The 18,702-nt window shown below is 66.8% G+C and carries 16 protein-coding genes and 1 other RNA gene; 10 read left to right on the top strand and 7 right to left on the bottom strand.

The window, feature by feature from the left end:
* Position 1: 1 nt before the first annotated feature.
* The gene (gene mraZ / locus AC1VXD_RS00580) at positions 2-448 is read right to left on the bottom strand and encodes a division/cell wall cluster transcriptional repressor MraZ (protein ID WP_004143635.1); all 447 of its coding nucleotides are present in this window, start codon (positions 446-448) and stop codon (positions 2-4) included.
* Between the two features lie 323 nt (positions 449-771).
* Here mraZ and AC1VXD_RS00575 point away from each other — a divergent pair, with 323 nt between their 5' ends.
* Complete coding sequence (locus tag AC1VXD_RS00575; RefSeq protein ID WP_482990373.1) at positions 772-1,560, top strand: NRDE family protein; 789 nt, start codon at positions 772-774, stop codon at positions 1,558-1,560.
* Between the two features lie 62 nt (positions 1,561-1,622).
* Here AC1VXD_RS00575 and rnpB read toward each other — a convergent pair.
* Together rnpB and rsmI are read right to left on the bottom strand one after the other, a co-directional pair.
* An RNA gene (rnpB, locus tag AC1VXD_RS00570) (RNase P RNA component class A) lies at positions 1,623-1,974 on the bottom strand.
* Between the two features lie 117 nt (positions 1,975-2,091).
* Positions 2,092-2,910 carry a 16S rRNA (cytidine(1402)-2'-O)-methyltransferase gene (gene rsmI / locus AC1VXD_RS00565; protein WP_482990372.1) on the bottom strand — a complete coding sequence of 273 codons (819 nt, stop codon included), beginning with the start codon at positions 2,908-2,910 and terminating at the stop codon, positions 2,092-2,094.
* A gap of 81 nt (positions 2,911-2,991) precedes the next feature.
* Here rsmI and AC1VXD_RS00560 point away from each other — a divergent pair, with 81 nt between their 5' ends.
* The 5 genes from AC1VXD_RS00560 (at position 2,992) to AC1VXD_RS00540 (ending at position 8,083) form a co-directional block, all read left to right on the top strand.
* On the top strand, positions 2,992-4,713 hold the full coding sequence (locus tag AC1VXD_RS00560; RefSeq protein ID WP_482990371.1) for a penicillin-binding protein activator: 1,722 nt from the start codon (positions 2,992-2,994) through the stop codon (positions 4,711-4,713).
* Positions 4,703-5,071 carry a YraN family protein gene (locus AC1VXD_RS00555; protein WP_482990370.1) on the top strand — a complete coding sequence of 123 codons (369 nt, stop codon included), beginning with the start codon at positions 4,703-4,705 and terminating at the stop codon, positions 5,069-5,071. Before AC1VXD_RS00560 ends, AC1VXD_RS00555 begins: the two co-directional genes overlap by 11 nt.
* 49 nt (positions 5,072-5,120) lie before the next feature.
* The gene (locus AC1VXD_RS00550; RefSeq protein ID WP_482990369.1) at positions 5,121-5,729 is read left to right on the top strand and encodes a metal-dependent hydrolase; all 609 of its coding nucleotides are present in this window, start codon (positions 5,121-5,123) and stop codon (positions 5,727-5,729) included.
* Positions 5,726-7,111, top strand: a complete 1,386-nt coding sequence (locus tag AC1VXD_RS00545) for an FAD-binding oxidoreductase (RefSeq protein WP_482990368.1) — start codon at positions 5,726-5,728, stop codon at positions 7,109-7,111. The genes AC1VXD_RS00550 and AC1VXD_RS00545 overlap by 4 nt, the downstream gene beginning before the upstream one ends.
* 561 nt (positions 7,112-7,672) lie before the next feature.
* The gene (locus tag AC1VXD_RS00540) at positions 7,673-8,083 is read left to right on the top strand and encodes a hypothetical protein (RefSeq protein WP_482990367.1); all 411 of its coding nucleotides are present in this window, start codon (positions 7,673-7,675) and stop codon (positions 8,081-8,083) included.
* A 255-nt stretch (positions 8,084-8,338) separates the two neighbouring features.
* On the opposite strand, the gene AC1VXD_RS00535 is transcribed toward AC1VXD_RS00540, so the two are convergent.
* Complete coding sequence (locus AC1VXD_RS00535; protein ID WP_482990366.1) at positions 8,339-11,596, bottom strand: autotransporter family protein; 3,258 nt, start codon at positions 11,594-11,596, stop codon at positions 8,339-8,341.
* A 195-nt stretch (positions 11,597-11,791) separates the two neighbouring features.
* Between AC1VXD_RS00535 and AC1VXD_RS00530 the strand changes: the two genes are divergently transcribed.
* Positions 11,792-12,421 (top strand): porin family protein, encoded by a 630-nt coding sequence (locus tag AC1VXD_RS00530; protein WP_482990365.1) that lies wholly within the window; start codon positions 11,792-11,794, stop codon positions 12,419-12,421.
* A 212-nt stretch (positions 12,422-12,633) separates the two neighbouring features.
* Here the strand turns inward: AC1VXD_RS00530 and AC1VXD_RS00525 are convergent, their stop codons facing one another.
* The 3 genes from AC1VXD_RS00525 to AC1VXD_RS00515 are packed head-to-tail and all read right to left on the bottom strand — an operon-like array spanning position 12,634 to position 16,628.
* Positions 12,634-13,131 (bottom strand): fimbrial protein, encoded by a 498-nt coding sequence (locus AC1VXD_RS00525; RefSeq protein WP_482990364.1) that lies wholly within the window; start codon positions 13,129-13,131, stop codon positions 12,634-12,636.
* 27 nt (positions 13,132-13,158) lie between these two features.
* Positions 13,159-15,654 carry a fimbria/pilus outer membrane usher protein gene (locus AC1VXD_RS00520; RefSeq protein ID WP_482990363.1) on the bottom strand — a complete coding sequence of 832 codons (2,496 nt, stop codon included), beginning with the start codon at positions 15,652-15,654 and terminating at the stop codon, positions 13,159-13,161.
* Positions 15,651-16,628 carry a fimbrial protein gene (locus tag AC1VXD_RS00515; protein WP_482990362.1) on the bottom strand — a complete coding sequence of 326 codons (978 nt, stop codon included), beginning with the start codon at positions 16,626-16,628 and terminating at the stop codon, positions 15,651-15,653. Before AC1VXD_RS00515 ends, AC1VXD_RS00520 begins: the two co-directional genes overlap by 4 nt.
* 169 nt (positions 16,629-16,797) lie before the next feature.
* Here AC1VXD_RS00515 and AC1VXD_RS00510 point away from each other — a divergent pair, with 169 nt between their 5' ends.
* From AC1VXD_RS00510 to AC1VXD_RS00500, 3 genes are all read left to right on the top strand, one after another.
* Entirely contained in the window at positions 16,798-17,304 is a 507-nt protein-coding gene (locus tag AC1VXD_RS00510) for a fimbrial protein (protein ID WP_482990361.1), read from the top strand.
* Between the two features lie 51 nt (positions 17,305-17,355).
* Positions 17,356-18,078 (top strand): fimbrial biogenesis chaperone, encoded by a 723-nt coding sequence (locus tag AC1VXD_RS00505; protein WP_482990360.1) that lies wholly within the window; start codon positions 17,356-17,358, stop codon positions 18,076-18,078.
* A gap of 176 nt (positions 18,079-18,254) precedes the next feature.
* Complete coding sequence (locus tag AC1VXD_RS00500) at positions 18,255-18,626, top strand: DUF805 domain-containing protein (RefSeq protein WP_482990359.1); 372 nt, start codon at positions 18,255-18,257, stop codon at positions 18,624-18,626.
* The last annotated feature ends 76 nt before the right edge of the window (positions 18,627-18,702 follow it).

The following is an 18,702-nucleotide window of genomic DNA, read 5'->3' as shown; positions in this document are numbered from 1 at the left end:
CTCACAACTTCAGGTCGAGCAACCCATCGCCCAGATCCTCGTCAGACAATGTCTGCTGGATCAAGGCACGATGCGCCTGCTCGCTCCACAATTCGAATTTGTCGCCCATACCGAGCAATACCGCCTTTTTTTCAATGCCCACCGCACCGCGGTGGCTGGCGGGAATGCTGATACGACCGTTGCCGTCGAGCTCGAGATGGGCGGCTGAGCCGACCAGCTTCTGCTGCAACAGGCGCACGACGCGCTGGGTGTTGGGCTTGGACATCACGTCGTCGCGGACCCGTTCCCATTCCGACTCGGCATACAGCCACAGGCAGCCGGCTTCGAACGGGTTGTAGGTCAGAACAAGACGGTTGTTGCTGGCACGCGCGACGAGGTCGCGGTAGGCGGTGGGAACCGCCATGCGTCCTTTATCGTCAACTGTGATGGCCGTCTCGCCCTGGAACACGACGCGTGCACCCTTCCTTCGCCCGGTGAAACATTGAACCACGAAAACCCACAAAACACCCGGTTTTCCCTCTGATGCCCACCTTAGCAGCGGCCCTAGGGTTGTCAACAACTTTTCGGCGGGGAAATCCACAGCCACATCAATGGCTTGCAGCAATGTTTAGAGAATTGTTCAAGGCTTATCCACAAGTTGCTGATCCGTCTCATTTTTTGAGATTGAACGGAAGTTCAGGGGTGTGGAGAGCGCGTGAAACATGGGGTGCGCATTCATCCAGAACGGGTTGAAAGCGGCGTCGCTCTGCGCAAACCGGGCACAATGACGGCATGTGCCTGCTTGCTCTTGGCTGGTTGCATCACCCGCGCTGGCGACTGGTGATGACCGGCAACCGCGATGAGTTCCACGCCCGCCCGACGGCACCCCTGGCCCCCTGGCAGGACGAGCCGTCCATCATCGGTGGCCGCGACCTGCGTTCGGGCGGTGGCTGGGCCGGCGTCGGCGGTGCCGGGCGCATGGCCGTGGTCACCAACGTGCGTGATCCGCTGGCCGCCCAGGCCGGCCCTTCGCGCGGTGCGCTGGTGGCCGATTTCCTGCGCGGCCGCGAACCGGCCGCCGTGCACATGGACCGTCTGGCCAGCATCGCCGCGGCGTATGCGCCGTTCAACCTGTTGCTGGCCGATAGCGACAGCCTCGAGTACCTGGGCAACCATCCGGCCGAGCGCCAGACCCTGGGCCCGGGCGTGCATGGCATGTCCAACGGCGCCCTGGATGCGCCCTGGCCGAAGACCCGCAGGCTGATGGCCGCGCTCGCAGCCTGGCTGGACGCCGACGGGGTCGGATCCCTTTCGCAAAGCGAAAGGGCTCTGACCCCAGCCCTGGCCCCACTCTGGAACGCCCTCGCAGACGAACACCGCCCCGCCGACAGCGACCTGCCCGACACCGGCATCGGCCTGGAACGCGAGCGCTGGCTGAGCCCGGCCTTCATCCGTGGCGACGACTACGGCACGCGCGCCAGCACCGTGCTGCTGATCGATGCCGAGGGCCATGGACAGATGCACGAACGCCGCTTCGGCGCGCAGGGCGTATTCCTTGGCGAGAGCCGCGTCGACTTCTGACGTAACCGTACGCCCGGTAGATCCACGCCATGCGTGGATGACATCGCCGATGTGAGAAATGGAGGCGGAGCCGGCCGATAAGCCGGGTTCTGTCGTGGACAGTCATTCCTCTAGGCGTTACGTCGCCGCAACGCTCAAGCAACCTACCCGGATCCAACGCGGGCCGCGCCAATGGATCCCTATTTGGTCTTGCTCCAGGTGGGGTTTGCCGTGCCGGTCTGTTACCAGACTCGCGGTGCGCTCTTACCGCACCATTTCACCCTTACCGGCCCTCCGAAGAAGACGTAGGCGGTATCTTTCTGTTGCACTTTCCGTCGGCTTGCGCCGCCCAGGCGTTACCTGGCACCTTGCCCTATGGAGCCCGGACTTTCCTCGGCACCCCCGAAGGGATGACGCGACTGTCTGGCCGGCTCCGCCAACGCGCATTCTAGCGCACGCACGCCTTTTCTGCCTGTCGCGTTTGGGTAGCGCCGGGCCATACCCGGCAGCTGTTGCATGCCGCGCTACGCGCTCGCCGGGCGTGGCCCGGCGCTACCGGCCGTACAACGCCTTGCGCGGAGCGCCAGTCAACTCGGCCGCCAGCTTGGCGGCGGTCGACGGCGGCAGATGCTCGCTCAGCTTGGCGTAGACGTGGCGACCGTGCGCCAGCTGCGCCTCGGCATCATCGCCGGCGCCCTGCACCATCACCACGAACTCGCCCTTGCGCTGGTTCTCGTCGGCCTCGACCCTGGCCAGCAGGCCGGCCAGATCACCGTCCAGCACGGTCTCGAACAGCTTGGTCAGCTCGCGCGCCAGCACCGCCGGGCGCTCGGCACCGAAGATCGCCGACATGTCCGCCAGCGATTCGACGATGCGGTGCGAGGACTCGTAGAACACCATCGTGCGCACTTCACCGGCCAGCGCCTGCAGGCGGTCGCGGCGGCCACTGGCCTTGGCCGGCAGGAAGCCCTCGAAGCTGAAGCGGTCGCTGGGCAGGCCGGCCACGCTGAGCGCTGCGATGGCCGCGCAGGCGCCGGGGATGGGGCTGACCTTGATGCCGGCCGCGCGTACGGCGCGGACCAGGCGGAATCCGGGATCACTGACCAGCGGCGTGCCGGCATCGCTCACCAGGGCCAGCGACTCGCCGGCCTGCAAGCGCGCCACCAAGCGCTGCGACAGGGCCTCTTCGTTGTGCTCGTGCAGTGCCACCAGCGGCTGCTGGATGCCGAAATGGGAGAGCAGCTGGCCGCTGCGGCGGGTGTCTTCGGCACAGATGGCCGCCACCGAGCGCAGCACCTCCTGCGCGCGCGGGCTCAGATCGGCCAGGTTGCCGATCGGCGTGGCGACGACATACAGGGTTGGCACACTCATTTCAGCGGTACTCACGGGGCAAGGGTAGAATCCTAGCGTGTACCTGGCCAAGGCCGCTGCCCTCATCGCATGGATCCGATCATGAACAAGCCCGCCGCACGCATCTCCGCCCTGTCGTTGTCGCTGATGCTTCTGGCCGGTTGTGCCACCACCAGCCTTACCAGCGCCCCCGAATCGCCGGCCCAGAGCCAGGCGCTGGCGCTGATCGAACAAGGCAAGCCGCGCGACGCTGCCCTGCAGCTGGAAGCGCAGGCTGCCACCCTGCGCGGCGGTGCCCGCAGCAATACCCTGGCCGATGCGGCCTGGGCCTGGCACCTGGCCGGTGACAGCGCCCGCGCACGCAGCCTGCTGGGCCAGCTGACCGCCCGCCAACTGTCCGGCGCCAGCCTGCAGCGTTTCCAGCTGACCAGCGCCGAGCTGGCCCTGGCCGACAAGCAGCCGGCGCAGGCCCTGGCGCTGCTCAAGGAATCGGGTGACAACGTGCACCCCAGCCTGCGTACGCGCTGGTACCTGGCCCGCGCGGAGGCACTGCAGGCCAGTGGTGACAACTTCGCTGCCGCCGCCGAGCGTGCCCGCGCCCATGCCGGCCTGGCCGGCACCGCCCGCAGCGAGAACCAGGCCACCATCGCCGGCCTGCTCGGCACGCTGGACGACGCCACCCTGCGCAGTCGTGCAGCCGCCCTGCCGGCCAATGACCCGCTGTACAACTTCGCCGGCCGCGCGCTGATTGCCCGTGGCCTGCCGCTGCCGCGCCCGTTCGACCGCGAAGGCGCGGCCCAGTTCGATACCAGCAAGCGTCCACCGGCGATGAGCGATGGCTACCGTCCGCCGGCAAAGATGGCCGTGCTGCTGCCGCTGAGCGGCCGTCTGGCCACCGCCGCGCAGCCGGTGCGCGATGGCCTGCTGGCCGCGTATTACGGTGAAAGCCGCCGCCGCCCGGACATCAACTTCTTCGATACCGCCGGTACCCCGGCCGGTGCACTGGCCGCCTACGACAAGGCCGTGGCGTCCGGTGCCGACTTCGTGGTCGGCCCGCTGGGCCGCGATGAAGTGGATGCGGTCTACGGCCGCCAGCCCCTGCAGGTGCCGGTGCTGGCCCTGAACCGCGGCAAGGATGCGCCGCCAGCCGGCAGCGCGGGCTTCTCGCTGGCGCCGGAAGACGACGGCATCGTCGCTGCCGAGTACCTGCGTGGCCGCGAGCGCAACCGTGCCCTGGTCATCAGCAGCAATGACGACACCGGCCGCCGTGCCGCCGCCGCCTTTGCCCAGCGGTTCGCCCAGCGCGGTGGCCAGGTGGCCGCCACGATCGCTGTCGTCGACGCCGTGGGTGATGTCAGCGCACAGGTGCGCAATGCCGGCCAGATCGATGCCGTGTTCCTTGCCGTGCGTGCCCCGCAGGCACGCCTGCTGGCACCGCAGCTGGCCCTGGCCGGTGCCGGTGGCGCAACGCGAGTCGGCACCAGCCAGCTGACCACCGGCAGCGGCAAGGCCGAGGAAGACGTGGCGCTGGACGGCATCATCTACCCGAACGAAGCCTGGAACGTGCGCAGCGTGTCCGGCCTGCCGTCGGCCGCGCAGGTGGGCCAGACCCTGCCCAGCGCGCGCGGTGCCGCCGGCCGCCTGTTCGCCTTCGGTGCCGATGCGTGGAAGATCAGCGCCTACCTGGACAAGCTGTCCAACGAGGGCGGCCTGGATGGCGCAACCGGCACGCTGTACCTGGACAGCAACGGCAACATCCTGCGCCAGCCGGCGTGGTCCACCTTCAGCGGTGGCCGCCCGATGCCGATCGTCGGTGGTCGCTGAGCACCTGCAACGGGGCTCGGCGGTGGAAGCGGCCGCCGAGCAGCACCTGCAACAGGCCGGGTTGCAGCCGCGTGCACGCAACGTGCGCTACCGCGGCGGTGAACTGGACCTGGTGATGGACGACGCGGGCACCGTGGTGTTCGTGGAAGTGCGTTACCGCGCGCGATCCGATTTTGGTGACGGCGCCGCCTCGGTGGATGTGCGCAAGTGCCGGCGCCTGGCCCATGCCGCGCTGCTGTACCTGCAGGATCATCCTGCCCTGGCCGATGCGCCCTGTCGTTTCGATGTGGTGGACGCCAATGGCGATCCGCCGCAGCTGCGTTGGCTGCGCGATGCGTTCCGGCTGGATGATTGCTGATGATTACCTGTTGCCGGCCAGCGGCCGGCACTACCCTGGTGCGTGACTGATGCCGTCGATCATCACCCATGCCGCCGTGCCGCTGGCGCTGTGGTGCGCCGCTGACCACGGCCGCATTCCGCCGCGCCTGCTGGCCGCCGGCGTCATTGCCGCCATGCTGCCCGACGCCGACGTGCTGGCCTTCGCCCTGCACATTCCCTATGCCGATGCGTTCGGCCACCGTGGCGCCAGCCATTCGCTGCTGTTCGCCTGCCTGCTGGCGGCGTTGGCCGCGGTGTTGGCATTCTTTGGTAGTCGCCGACCTTGGTCGGCGGTTCGGTGCCAACCAAGGTTGGCACCTGCCAAGGCAGGGCCAACGGTGGCATCGCCCCTACAAGCCGCCGCGTTCGTGTTCGTCTGCGCGGCCAGCCATCCGCTGCTGGATGCGATGACCTCCGGCGGGCTGGGCGTCGCCCTGGCCTGGCCATGGAGCGAGCATCGCTTCTTCGCACCGTGGCGACCCATCCGTGTTTCACCGTTTGCCCCGCAGTTCTTCAGCGCACGCGGCCTGGCCACGCTGCTGTCCGAGCTGCGTTGGGTGTGGCTGCCGCTGGCCACCGCCGTGGTTGCCTGGAAACTCATCCAACCCACCCCTGCCGTCCCCCGGAATCCCTCATGAGCACTACCCTGCCCGCCGCCCTGGTTGCCGAACTGTCCACCCTGCTGGGCACGGAGGGCTGGCGCATGGATGACGGTGCGTTGGAGGCGAATGCGCAGGACAATTCCTGGCGCCGCCAGCGCCCGGCAGCCGTGGCGCTGCCGGCGGACATCGAACAGGTGCAGGCGCTGGTACGCGCGTGCCGCGCGCACGGCATCGCCTTGGTCGCACGCGGCGCGGGTACCGGCACCACCGGCGCGGCCGTGCCGTTGCCGGGCAGCATCGTGCTGTCGTTCACCCGCATGGACCGCATCGTCGAGATCCGTGCCGGTGACCGCTGCGCCGTCGTGCAGCCGGGCGTGTTGAACGGCACCCTGCAGCATGCGCTGGCGCCGCATGGCCTGTTCTGGGCACCGGACCCGTCCAGCGCCGATATCTGCAGCGTGGGCGGCAACCTGGCCTGCAATGCCGGCGGCCCGCGCGCGGTGAAGTACGGCACCAGCCGCGACAACGTGCTCGGCCTGGTGGCGGTCACCGGCACCGGTGATGTGATCCGCTGCGGCGGCGCTTACACCAAGGATGCCACCGGCTACGACCTCACCCATCTGCTGGTCGGCAGCGAGGGCACGCTGGCCCTGATCGTGGAAGCCACGCTCAAACTCACCCCGCTGCCGGTCAGTCAGGCCGGCCTGCGCGTGCTGTACTGCGATGCCGATGCCGCCGCTGCTGCGGTGTCACGGCTGATGTCGCAGCCGGTGGTGCCCACCCGCCTGGAATTCATGGATGCGCGCAGCCTGCAGCTGCTGCGCTTGAATGGGGCCGACGTGCCCGACGCCGGCGCGATGCTGCTGGTCGAGGCCGACGGCGACCATGACACCCTGCCCTATCTGCTGCAGGCACTGGCCAGCGCCGCCGGGGGCGACGGCATGATCGAACTGGACGTGGCGATGGAAGGCCGCGCCCGCGACCAGCTGTGGGCCGCTCGCAAGGCGCTGTCGCCTGCACTGCGCAGTGTGGCGCCGGGCAAGATCAACGAAGACGTGGTGGTGCCGGTATCGCGTATCCCGGATCTCGTGGCCGGCGTGCAGGCGCTGGCGCGCGAGTACACGCTGACCATCGTCACCTTCGGCCATGCGGGCAACGGCAACCTGCACGTCAACATCCTGTACCACCCGGACGATGCCGACGAGAACGCGCGTGCGCATGCCGCGCTGCCGAAGATCTTCGAGCTCACGCTGGCGCTGGGTGGCACCTTGTCAGGCGAGCATGGCATCGGCCTGGCCAAACGCGATTTCATGGCGCAGGCGTTCACCCCGGCCACGCTGGCGACGATGCGTGCGATCAAGGCGGCGCTGGACCCGGATGGCATCCTCAATCCCGGCAAGGTGCTGCCGCCAGCGTGAGGTTTCGCCGCGCGCCGACTTTGTAGAGTCGAGCCATGCTCGGCTGCTCCTCGCTTTTGTAGAGCCGAGCCTATGCTCGGCTGCGCCTCGCTTTTGTAGAGCCGAGCCTGTGCTCGGCTGCTCCTCGCTTTTGTAGAGCCGAGCCTGTGCTCGGCTGCTCTTGGCAACAGCCGAGCATAGGCTCGGCTCTACATGACATGTCGCGATCGGCACGCACGTGCATGGCGTCATCGCTTTGCGAGTTTTTCGACTTTTCCAACTTTTCTCATTGGCAGTACAAACGCTGCGTGCGAATCATGTGGGGCCACCGACAACGGGTGGCACGGGCTTGCAATCCCGTTTGGTAACTATGTTGTTTACGCTTGTCTGCCGGCGTCGCTCTCTCCTTGTTGAGCGGCGCCGGCAGGCAATCCGTCTGCGCTTCTTTGGCGGGCGGTGTGTGGGGGCCTCGTGCCCGCCGGCGTTTCGCATAGTTACCACCGGTATTGCAACCACGCACCGTCCGCCACCCTCGCTGCCAAGCAGGGTGGCACTCTTCGCCCTACGCATGAGGAGGCCGCCATGAGTGTCCATCACTACCCCTTTCTGTTCGCCACCTTGGGCGAAGCTGCCCAGCAGCTGCCCGACGAACTGGCCCGCACACTCGAAACCACGCTGTCCAGCCTGCAGACTGATTCCGCCAACGGCGGCCTCACTCTGCTCAGCGCGCTGCGGGACATCCACGCGGTGGATGCGGCCGACGGCCAGCCGTTGCCGGCGCAGGGCCGCACGCAGAGCCAGCGTTGGGCGTTGTCGCGCATTGATCGTGCAAACGCCGGACTGACCTTCCTGCTGGAACTGCTGCAGGCCAGCGAACGCGTGCGCGTGGACGGGGAGGAAAGCCAGTACCTGGGCGACAGGGGGCGCGAGGCGCTGCTGCTGGCCTGCCGTGGCCTGTGCGAATACGTAGGGTTGCAGGTGCACGCGGCCTGACCGCCCCTCTCTTCGATTGCCGCCGGGCATGGCCCGGCGCTACCGCTTTGACGTGCTTTCAATTGCCGCCGGGCATGCTTCGGCGCGACCGTCCATCCCGCTCTTGTAGCGCCGAGCCCACGCTCGGCTGCTCCCGGCCTCGACCGCGGTGGAAGCAGCCGAGCATGGGCTCGGCTCTACTGGAGGCCGCGCGCAAAGCGGTTGGAGCCGGAGCCCATCGCAACGGCGATGAGCTCCGGCTCCAGCGTTGGTTCCTTACCAGGCCAGGCGCATTCCCACCTGTCCATTCACCTCGCGATAGCCACCACTGCCATGCTGCACGCCCAGACCACCCCACGCACCCCAGCGGTGGCCCAGCTTGAGCTCGGCACCGGCCCGTACTTCATAGCGGTCGCGCGGTATATCCGCAGCCATCGTCTGACCATTGAACTGCAGACTGCCGGTCGTGCTGGCGCGCAGCCAATGCACGCCGGCATAGGGCTGCACCCTGTTGCCTGCCGACGTAGCATGGCCGAACACACGCACGCCAAGCCGTCCGCTCAGACCACCCGCATCGGCACCGCCGACCACCGTGCCGTTGCCTTCAACGTGGCGCGCCATGCGGTAATCGCTGTGCGACACCTGCACCTGCGGCTGCACGTACAACCTGCTGGCTGCACCCGACCATGCGGTGAAGGTATGGCCCGCTTCCAGCGATGCCGACGTGCTGCGGGCAGCATAGGTTTCCATCGGCAGGCCGATGCCCTGGACGCGGTTGTCGAAGCGGCCGTGCTGGACGCTCAGATCAGCGTAGGCGCCCAGCGCGCCATCGTCCTGCTGGTGCCACGTTGCATACAGCCCTGCCGCCGTGCCCCGCACCCGACCCGTGGCGCTGTACCCGGTCAGCTGCGATACCGCCGTGGTGCTGGCGCGACCGCTGCCCAGCATCACGCCAAAGGAGGTCCTGCCGGCCCGCCACACGTCCGCGCCGATCTGCAGCAGCGAGGTGCCCCCCTGCATCGCCAGCTGCCCCTCCACCGCGCGGGCATCGGCCTGGTGGTGGCCCACGCGTGCCCACGCCGCGCGGGTGCCCGCGGTTGCCAACAATGCACCGCGATCCTGCAGGCGATGGCTGAACATGCCCAACGCCGCGGACTGGTTGGCCAGGTAGGCGCCGGCCTCGGGCCGCAGCACGGCCGGCGGCGTGATCACCTCACCCTCGCCACCGTCCTCGGGGTCAGGGCCAGGAGTGGGGTCCGGGCCGGGACCTGGGCCCGGACCTGGGCCCGGATCGACCACGCAGCCCGGCGCCGTCGGGTCCAGGTCACACGGGTCGCCCAGTTCGGAGCGCAGGTACCACTGTCCGTCGCCAGGGCGGGAAACGCTGCCCTTGTGCAGGAAGTACTCATAGCTGCCACCCACCGCACGCCCGGCAAGGCGGTAGGTTGCCAGCGACGCGCCATCGATCTGGATCAGCGGGATGCCGTCGCGGGTCGGCGCGCCCAGACCACCGATGTTCTGCACGGCGATGCTGGCGTCGCCGGTCGCATCCCCCCGCACGTGCAGACGGTCGATGGCACTGCCATCATCCCCCAGCGCACCCTGGAACAGGAACGACCCGCGCTCGCTGTGCAGATCGCCATCAATGGTGAGGACGTTGAAGCGGCCGCTGCCATCGGACAGGGCGATGCCACTGTCCATCAACGCAACCTTGCCCTGCACGCGGGCGTCACCGGTCAGCGTCCACAGGCTGCTGCCTTCCAGCGACACGCTCTGCAGCAGGCTGGAGGCGCCTACCCACAGCGATCCCCCGGACAACTGCGCGTGGACCTGCGACTGAGGCACCAGGCCAACGTCGACATCATCAGGGGTGATGACGATATCGCCGTGCAGCTGTGCACGGTCCCGCAACGAAACATCGAAGCGCCCGGCCACCGCTGCATCCAGTGCAAGGCCGATGCCGTTACCGCCTGAAACGATGGCCCCCCCACCCAGCGCAAGACCGGCATCGCGGCTGCTGCGCACCCATACGCCACCATGCTGCGCGCTGACCAGTGAGCCGCCCTTGATGTCCAGGCTGCCTCGGTCATTGATGACCGCCGCCCAAGCACCTTCGCCCTCGGTGCGTACATGGGTGTCACGCAGCGCCATCGCGCCACTGCCGCCGGACAGCACACCGTGGGCGCTGGCACCGGTGGTGCGCACGCGGCTGTCAGTCAGATCGTTGCTGCCACCCAGGCGTGCGATCGCGCCGATTGCCCCGTTGCCTTCGGTCAGCACATCCACGCTGTGCGAGCGCATCAGCGGGGCCGCCCCGTTGTTGCCATCGGCGTAAAGGCCGTGCCCGTTGTCACCAGTGGTGCGCAGGCGCGTCTGCTTGATGGTGCCCTCGCCGTTCAATGCGGAAATAGCCGCAGCGCTCGCGCCGTGCGTGGTGATGTCCGACTGGTCCACCAGCAGCCGGCTGTTGCCGCCAATGATGATCCCTTCATTGCGCCCAGTGGTGATGGACGAATTGACTACCTGGACGACGGCGTTGGATTGGTTGATGTCGATACCCGCCCGCTCAGAGGACAGCATGGTATTGCGCAGGGTCAGTGCCGAACCCTGCAACGTGCGGATGCCGAAGTGGCCGGAGGCCTCAACCCCGTCCAGCACCAGCACACCCTGGTCGGCAACATTGGCGATGCTCGCATTGTCACCGCGGGCATGAAGGCTGCCACCGCGCATCTCGACGTTGCCACCCACGCTGAGGCCGGTGCCGGACAACGCGTGTTTGAGGTCGATATCCACGTTTTCGAGCAGCGCTGTGCTGCCGCGCGCTACCAAAACGCCATTGCTGCCAGCGCCGTTTCCATTGATCTGTACACCGCGCAACGTCGCATCGGTGGTACCGGAAATGAACACCCCAGTGCCGCCGCCACCGTGTTCGATGCGCAGGTTCTCCACCTGCAAAGATGCGTTGCCGCGGGTTTCGATGCCGTTGGAACTGCTGCCATGGGTAGTAATTACGCTGTTGCGCACCTGCGCGCTGCCATCGGTGACAAACACACCATGAGATAGACCGCCGTGCGTCGTAATGGAAACATTGTCCAGCGTTGCACTGCCGCCGATGACCTCCACGCCGGAGGCCGTCGCACCGCGGGTAGCGATGCTGCCACCGCTCATCTCAACATGCGCCCCATTGCGGGCAAGCAACCCGCTGCCACCCAAACCACTGGTTTCGATGGTGCTGCCCGCAAGTGAGATACGGCTGCCCACTCCGTCCGCTGCAGCGCCAGCAGCCGTTTGACCTTGGGTGCGCAAGGTCACCGGGCCGGCAGGAACGATGCTGCCGCCATTGATTGCGTAGAACGCATGGCCGGCCGGGTTGCCGGGCTCCACGGGTTCGGTGGTGGTGTAATCACCGGCGGCGGGCGTCTGCTCATCGCCATCGGCAATGACCTGCTGGGCCGATGCCGGGGCCACGGCAGCTGCCAGGGCCAGTCCAAGCGCGACGGCCAAAGCATGATGTCTGGGAGGAGGCGACAACATAGGGTAACTCCTGCAAAAGGAGGCACCATGCTGGACGGCTGCTGTCGAGGGAAACATCGAATTCCTTGTGATCGGTCGGCCGGTCAAGAACGGTCACACAGCGTCGGCCGTGCGCACAGGTCCACCCAGGTTGAACTGAGGAAGCCGTCTGTCACCCCGGGCAGCATGGTTGCTCCCATCACAGGAGATGACTCCATGCGCAAATCGCTTTCCCTGCTGGCCCTCGTTCCCTGCCTGCTGCCCGCCTTGGCCAGCGCCCAATCAAATGATCGTGAGGGCGTTTACGGTTTCGCCGGTGTTGGCGCTTACTCGGTGACGATTCCGGCCAGCAGCAAGGTGGCCCCCGAGTACAAGGACACCCGCTGGAAGAACAGCAAGCTCGGCTTCCAGGCCGGCGCGGGCTACCGCATCAACGACCACTTCGCCCTTGAACTGGCAGGGCAGGCGCAGGGCGGTGGCAGCAAGGCCCGCAAGCCAACCCAGGCCGGTGATACCCATGTGCGCAGCAGCAGCCGTGCATTGACCCTTTCAGGTCTGGGCGTGCTGCCTCTCGGTGATCGCTTTGAAGTCTTTGGACGTGCTGGCCTGGGTGCCATGCGTACCTCGCTGACCGCCAGCACCGTCGATTTCGATCACAAGGCCACGTCCGGCACGCTGGCGCTGCAGTATGGGTTGGGCGCGAACATGCGGCTGGGCGAACGCAGCTTCGTGCGTACCGAATGGAATGTGCTGCGTCCCACCGGCAAGAGCACGTCGGCTGCGACTTTGGCGGGCAAGCGTGTGCTTGCGAGCCAAGTGAACGTCGCATTCGGTCGCCACTTCTAAGCAGGATGCGTGCGCGGCCGAACCATGTTCGGCCGCTTCATGCAGCCCGCCCCCAAGCAAGAACAGATCAGGCGCGTTCTGCGCACTTTGCCTCTGTAGAGCCGAGCCCATGCTCGGCTGCTCTTGGCAACAGCCGACTGTGGACTCGACGCTACATGCCGCCTCTCTACTGCACGTAGCGGAGCCAAGGCTTGCGCGAATACCATCATCGCTCAATCGTACGCTGCGGTCACCACGATGTCGGTGGAGATGTTGCCCGCGTTGATTCCCGTGGTCGATCCGATGTAGTACCCCGCGCGCAGGTCGTAGCTGGCAGTGGCGCCGCTTACCACGACCGTATCGGTATCACCGTTCTTCAGATAGGTGGTGCCGGTAGTCCCGGAAAGCAGCGCGATGGAAACACCACTTGCCGGCGTGGCGCCGACCGTATTCTTCCAGCGGTCGGGATCGCCGTCCGCGGCAACGCCATCGAACGACAGCCGCGCGCGCGCCACCCCGACACAGCCGGTAAAGCTCAAGACTCCGGCCTTGACCTTGGCGGGTGTGGCCACCGTCATCTCATCGGCCTTGACCGGGTCCAGATCGATGGCAGGCGCCGTCAGGGTGCAGGTACCCGGCAGTACGGTCCCGCTGATGGTCAACGTTGCCGTATCGGCCAGTGCCGCAACGGGCAACATCACTAGCAGAAGCGAAAGCAGGGGCTGGGTCATTTGGAATTCCTGGTCAAGAGGTAGGTGTCAGGGCGTACCGGAGTGCATCGAGGCATGGACCTGCACGCGTGCCGGCAGTGTTGGCGCAGGGGCACACACGGCCTGCGTCCATGAAAGCCCGTACGCATCGGGTGTGTCCGGCCGCCGATACGCCAGCCGGCAGCGCTGCGGCCCCTGCGGGTCGACGATCAGCACGCCATCAGTTTCAGCACCGCGCAGGGCAATGACGCTGCCCTGCCCTACCGCACCCCGTTGCTGCCCCTGCGCGTCTTCCACCCGCGCGGCGAACGGCAGCGGCTGGCCCAGCGCGTCGGTGGCTTCGATGTACAGCATGCGCTCACGGCGCACCTGGAAATCCACCCGCACGATGCTGCCTGCGGTGGGCGCAACACGCTGCGAGGTCTGCAGAAGCTCCACCTCCAGCGGCAGGCCGGAAGGGTCCAGGTCGATCTGGTTCCAACGGTACGGGCTGACATGCGGCAGCACCGCGTAGCCGTTGCTGCCAATGCGCACATCGCCACCACTGCCGACGCGCGCATCGGCTGCGCCCTTGGCCTGCACCAGGGCGAAGCCGTCGCCGACCGGCTGGCCCAGCTGCATACCACCGGCATGGGCCACGATGCTGCCCGAAAGTCCCAGCGACTGGGTGTGCCGGTTGCCGGACTGGCTGTATCCCATTTCGACGGTGCCGCGCCCGCCCCGGTAGCTGGCGAAAACATCGGTGCTGCGCTGGCTGGCTGATGCGGTAGTGGACGACAGGCTGTAGTTGAGTGCCTGTCGTTCGCCGGCCGTTCCGCTCACACCCACCTGGCGCTGGGTGTCCCCAGCGCCTGCGCGACTCAGCTGGCTGTTCAGCCGTGGAGCCCTGGCCTGCTGGCCCAGCGGCACGCTGAAGGTGAGTGCATAGCGTGTGTCCAGGCGGCCGTCGCCCAACCGGTAACGCAGGGCCGAAATGCCGTAGTTCACCGGCCCCAGACTGCTCTGGAAACCGAGTTGGAGATCATTCTGGCGGTCACCGCGGTCCCAGTAGGCGACATGGCCGCCGCTGAGGTACAGGTTGCTGCGATCGCCCACCCGCTGCGACAGGTTGACCTGGTAGCGATGTCGGGCGCGCCCCACCGGCGCCCAGGCATCGTCGCGCAGGCGTGCGGTATCGGCCAGCGTGTGGAAACCCTCGGTGCTGTAGCGGTAGGCGGCCAGGCCGACGTGGGTACCACTGGGCGCGAAGAAGCGCTGGTAGTTGAGCCGGTAGCTGTTGCCACGGGCCAGAGCGGCACCCGGGAGCCGCGCACGCGCATGCGTGATATCGGCGCCGAAGGCGCCGAACGAGGTGTTGATGGCTGCGCCTGCCAGCACCGCGGTATAGCGCTCGGCAAGCTGGCTGCCGCCGAGCAGGGTCAGCCGGTTGTTGATACCGCGTGCGTAGGTGCCTTGGGCAAAGCGCAGCGGCGTGAACACGCCGTCCTGCTCGCGCAGCGCACCGGCCGTGGCACTGAAGCGATGCGTGCCGGCACGCAGGGCCTGTGGCACGGCGGAAAAGTTGACGGTGAAACGCTGGCTGCGTCCGTCGGCTTCCTGCACCGTCACTTCCAGATCGCCGCCGAAGCTGGTCGGGTACAGGTCGTCGATCTGGAACGGCCCTGGTGCCACGTTTCTTTCGTGGATCACCCCGCCGTTCTGGCGGATGGTCACCACTGCATTGCCTTCGGCGATGCCCCGGACCACGGGTGCATAGCCGCGCAGCGCATCGGGCAGCATGCGTTCGTCAGTGGCGACCCGCACACCGGTGAAAGCAACGCTGTCGAACAGTTCGCCACCGGTGTTGGACTGGCCCAGCAGCAGCTGGCTGTTCCATGCAGGCAGATCACGTTGGGCATGGCTGCTGACGACGTCATGGCGGCTGCCCATATGCGAGGTACGGTTGAAGGTGGCCCGATGGCGCAGCCGCCAGTCACCCAGATTCACGCCGGCGCGCACGCCCAGATAGCTGCTGTCGCGACCAGCGCTGCGGGAGTGGTTGGCGCTGTAATCGACAAAGGCTGCGTTGATCCCTCGATCGCGCAGCTCCGGTGCCACGTAACCGCGCACCGACGCCGCCTGGGCAGCCTGCGGCACGGTGATCGACAGCCGCAGCGTAGCGCTGTCGAAGCCCACGGTCGCACCCTCCACCAGTGCCGGCAGGTCCACACAGGCGCCGCCCGCAGGCAGTGCCTTCAGGTAGGCCGGCTTCAAGCCCAGTCCTGCCACCACACTGGCCGGCAGGCACGGCTGGGCCGCAGCAGCGTCGTCGGGCGCCATGAAGGTGATGTCGCGCGTGGCCAGCAGGCGGTCGTTGAGATACAGATCGACCGCATAGACGCCGGCAGATACCGGATTTCCCTGGGTGTAGCGTGACAAATCAATGGCCTTGCCACCGACCAGGAAGCCCTCGCTGAACTCCAGCGCAGCTGCAGGAGCCGCCAGCGCACGCGTCGGCAGCGCCAGCGCCACAGCCACGCTGAGCAGGCCAAGCGAAGGCTTCATCGGTAGGTCGCCGTCAGCACGGCCTCGCCCTTGACCGTCCCCGGCACCAGCGCAGACGGCACGCGCAGATAGCGCGCAGAGAACGGCAGGGACTGCACCCCCTTGAGCGACCAGCCATGGTTCCAGCTACTGCCGAAGGACACCGGCGCCCCGCCCTGCAGCAACTGGATCTGCACGCCGCCGGCCGTACTGCCAGCGGACAGCGCCAGCACGCCGTCGGCGCCACCCACCGCGTTGGCGTCGGCCACGGACAGATCGACATCGACGTTGGCGCTCGGGCAGTTCATTGAAACGCCGAACGCCGACTCCTTGGCGGTGTCTCCGGCGCTGGCCAGCGCGTTGGCCGATACGTCGTCCAGCGTGTGACTGGCCGCCGACAGCGTGCACGTCAGCACAGGCACCGTCAGCTGCACCGACACGGTATGCCGCACGTGGTTGCCGGGATCACTCTGCGACCACACCTCAAGCGTTCCAAGAGACGCGGCAGGAATGCTCTCCATCGCACCGCCGCGAAAAAACACATAGACATTGACGGTCGACACATACAGCCCGGCGGCCGACGGCACGAACTGCGATCGGGTGGTCTCACCCGCGCGCAACGGCATACGTGTGTAGTCGCCGGCCAGATCACCAATGGTGTGGTTGAGGATCAGCAGCGGACTGCGCGGACTGGTCTGATAAGCGGGATAGGACCTTCCCTCATAAACGATGTCGCGCACATAGGTCAGCCCGGATGCTGGCATCTGGATCAACAGCTCTTCCATGCCGCCAGTGCAGCTGAACGCCTCGGTCGCCTGACTCAAGCTGCCCCCGAAACGCGTGTCCGGGCGGTCGATGTTGGGCATGGTGAGGGCCATATCCAGTGTCCCATCCGCGCTACCGTTGCGCAGGCATGCCGCCTGCACACTGCCCGCAATCAGGCAGAGCGCCGTAGCTGCGACCTGTCTGCGGATGAGAAAAATCGAAGCACGCATGTCGCACCTGCCCAACGTATCAGGGTGGTGACTTTAGGCCAGCGGTGGCCGAGCGGACATGCAACAAGTTGTATACATGCCCGCGCATGGATCGCTCTGCAACTTGTTGTATTCCCTCGCACGCGAGGAGGCCAGACACTGCGTCCCCATTCGTTACAGGAGCCACTCCATGACACCCCGCCTGCTGATCCTTCCGCTGCTGTTCTGCGCGGCGCCCGCCGCCTTTGCCGAGACGCTGGACATCACCGGTGAACTGGTCACCAGTACCTGCGCCGTCAACTCGACGGGCGGCACCATTACCGTGCCGATGGGCCGGGTCGACCTTGTCTCGGTCAATGCAAACACCCGCGCGGGCCAGAAGAATTTCTCCATCGAGCTGGACTGCACCGGCTCCGGTGCCGCCCAGGATGTCAGCGTGCGCTTCGGCGGACCGCCTCACGGCAGTACCGGCAATCTCGGCCTGACTGCCGCGTCAACCGCGCGCAATGTGGGCGTTGCTTTGTACGATGCGGCCGGCAACCACCAGAAGATCGGCGAGAACCCGGTCGAGTGGGTGACCATTGCCGCCGGCGGTAGTGGCCAGCTCGACTACACCGCGTGGTATGCCTCACCCGCCCAGGATGCTCAGGCGGGCACCGCCAACGCGTCCGGCGACTTCGTCGTGCTCTACCGGTAGTCGGGCGCCAGGGCGTCGCTCGCCGGACGCCCATTTACACCAAGGTGAATCATGTTCCTCCGCTCCATCAATGCCGCTGCAGCAGTACTGGCCATCGCGCTGGCACTGCCTGCGTCGGCCGCGGTGACCCTGCAGGGCACGCGCATCATCCATGACGCCGGCAAGGCGCGCGATGTCACGGTGAACGCCCTCAATGTCGGCAGCCAACCGGCCCTGACCCAGGTCTGGATCGATACCGGCGACGGCAACGCGCGCGCAGAAGACATACGCACTCCTTTCCGCCTGACTCCGGCCGAGCCGCGCCTGTTGCAGCCGAATCAGGGCCAGGCCTTCCGCATCACCTACGCACCACGCCCCGGCGAGCCGGCGTTGCCCGCCGACCGCGAGACGGTCTTCTATTTCAACCTGCTGGACATTCCGCCAAAACCGGGTGATGCCAACACGCGCAACCTGCTGCAGTTTGCCGTGCGCACGCGGGTGAAGCTCTTCCACCGCCCGGCGGGCCTGCCTGGCCAACCGCGCGATGCGGCCGCCCTGCTGCAATGGCGTGTGCAGGGCGGTGCACTGCAGGTGCACAACCCGAGCGCCTACCACGTGACCCTGAGCAACGTGACCCTGCCCGATGGGAATGCGGTGGAAGTGGACATGATCGCGCCTGGTGCACAGGCCGAGTTCCTGCTGCCGGCGGGTAGCGCGTTGCCTGCCGCAGTGAGTTTCCAGTGGCTGGATGACCACGGCACCGCGCGCGATGCGGAAGCTGCTGTCGTGCAGTGAGGTGACTGAGCGGGCCACTGTCGCTTCGTACCAGGGTCAACCCCGCTGGCGACCCACGAAACTGTGCAGGCGGCCTGCACTTCGGCAGCGTTTTACGGGCAATTGCAATGTATCTGGTGGCCTTCCTTCTCCTGAGCGGAGATAGTCGCCGCCTTCTTCTTTTATGGAGTGTTCCCATGCTGAAAATGATGATTCCGCTGACCCGCTATGCGCAGTTCGACGGACGCGCCAGCCGTAGTGAATTCTGGTGGTTCCAGTTGTTCATCGTGATCGTATCGATCCCGCTGTACATTCTGAGCTTCTACGCCGGTTACACAGGCTCAAGCACGCTGGCGCTGGTCTCGACCGGCCTGAGCGTGGCGCTCTGGCTGGCGGTGATCGTGCCGTTGATTGCGGTGACGGTGCGCCGCCTGCATGACACCGATCGCTCGGGCTGGTGGTACCTGCTGATGCTGGTGCCGTTCGTGGGCCTGGTGGTGCTGGTGTTCCTGCTGCTGCCGGGTACGCCGGGCGGCAATCGTTTCGGTGCACCCGTGCCGCACGTGTGACGTTACCGCTTTGGCAGGTGCCGACCTTGGTCGACACGGTGTTGGCGTGGGTGCCTGACACATTCGTGCCAACCAA

The organism is Stenotrophomonas sp. STEN054, from assembly GCF_056854535.1.
The sequence above is the reverse complement of the archived record's forward strand: the minus strand, read 5'-3'. Positions and strand labels throughout refer to the sequence as shown.

Bases quoted from the DNA above. Each gene is read 5' to 3' on its own strand.
- AC1VXD_RS00575 (WP_482990373.1), top strand. From the start codon at position 772: ATGTGCCTGCTTGCTCTTGGCTGGTTGCATCACCCGCGCTGGCGACTG.
- rsmI (WP_482990372.1), bottom strand. From the start codon at position 2,910: ATGAGTGTGCCAACCCTGTATGTCGTCGCCACGCCGATCGGCAACCTG.
- AC1VXD_RS00560 (WP_482990371.1), top strand. From the start codon at position 2,992: ATGAACAAGCCCGCCGCACGCATCTCCGCCCTGTCGTTGTCGCTGATG.
- AC1VXD_RS00550 (WP_482990369.1), top strand. From the start codon at position 5,121: ATGCCGTCGATCATCACCCATGCCGCCGTGCCGCTGGCGCTGTGGTGC.
- AC1VXD_RS00545 (WP_482990368.1), top strand. From the start codon at position 5,726: ATGAGCACTACCCTGCCCGCCGCCCTGGTTGCCGAACTGTCCACCCTG.
- AC1VXD_RS00540 (WP_482990367.1), top strand. From the start codon at position 7,673: ATGAGTGTCCATCACTACCCCTTTCTGTTCGCCACCTTGGGCGAAGCT.
- AC1VXD_RS00535 (WP_482990366.1), bottom strand. From the start codon at position 11,596: ATGTTGTCGCCTCCTCCCAGACATCATGCTTTGGCCGTCGCGCTTGGA.
- AC1VXD_RS00530 (WP_482990365.1), top strand. From the start codon at position 11,792: ATGCGCAAATCGCTTTCCCTGCTGGCCCTCGTTCCCTGCCTGCTGCCC.
- AC1VXD_RS00525 (WP_482990364.1), bottom strand. From the start codon at position 13,131: ATGACCCAGCCCCTGCTTTCGCTTCTGCTAGTGATGTTGCCCGTTGCG.
- AC1VXD_RS00520 (WP_482990363.1), bottom strand. From the start codon at position 15,654: ATGAAGCCTTCGCTTGGCCTGCTCAGCGTGGCTGTGGCGCTGGCGCTG.
- AC1VXD_RS00515 (WP_482990362.1), bottom strand. From the start codon at position 16,628: ATGCGTGCTTCGATTTTTCTCATCCGCAGACAGGTCGCAGCTACGGCG.
- AC1VXD_RS00510 (WP_482990361.1), top strand. From the start codon at position 16,798: ATGACACCCCGCCTGCTGATCCTTCCGCTGCTGTTCTGCGCGGCGCCC.
- AC1VXD_RS00505 (WP_482990360.1), top strand. From the start codon at position 17,356: ATGTTCCTCCGCTCCATCAATGCCGCTGCAGCAGTACTGGCCATCGCG.
- AC1VXD_RS00500 (WP_482990359.1), top strand. From the start codon at position 18,255: ATGCTGAAAATGATGATTCCGCTGACCCGCTATGCGCAGTTCGACGGA.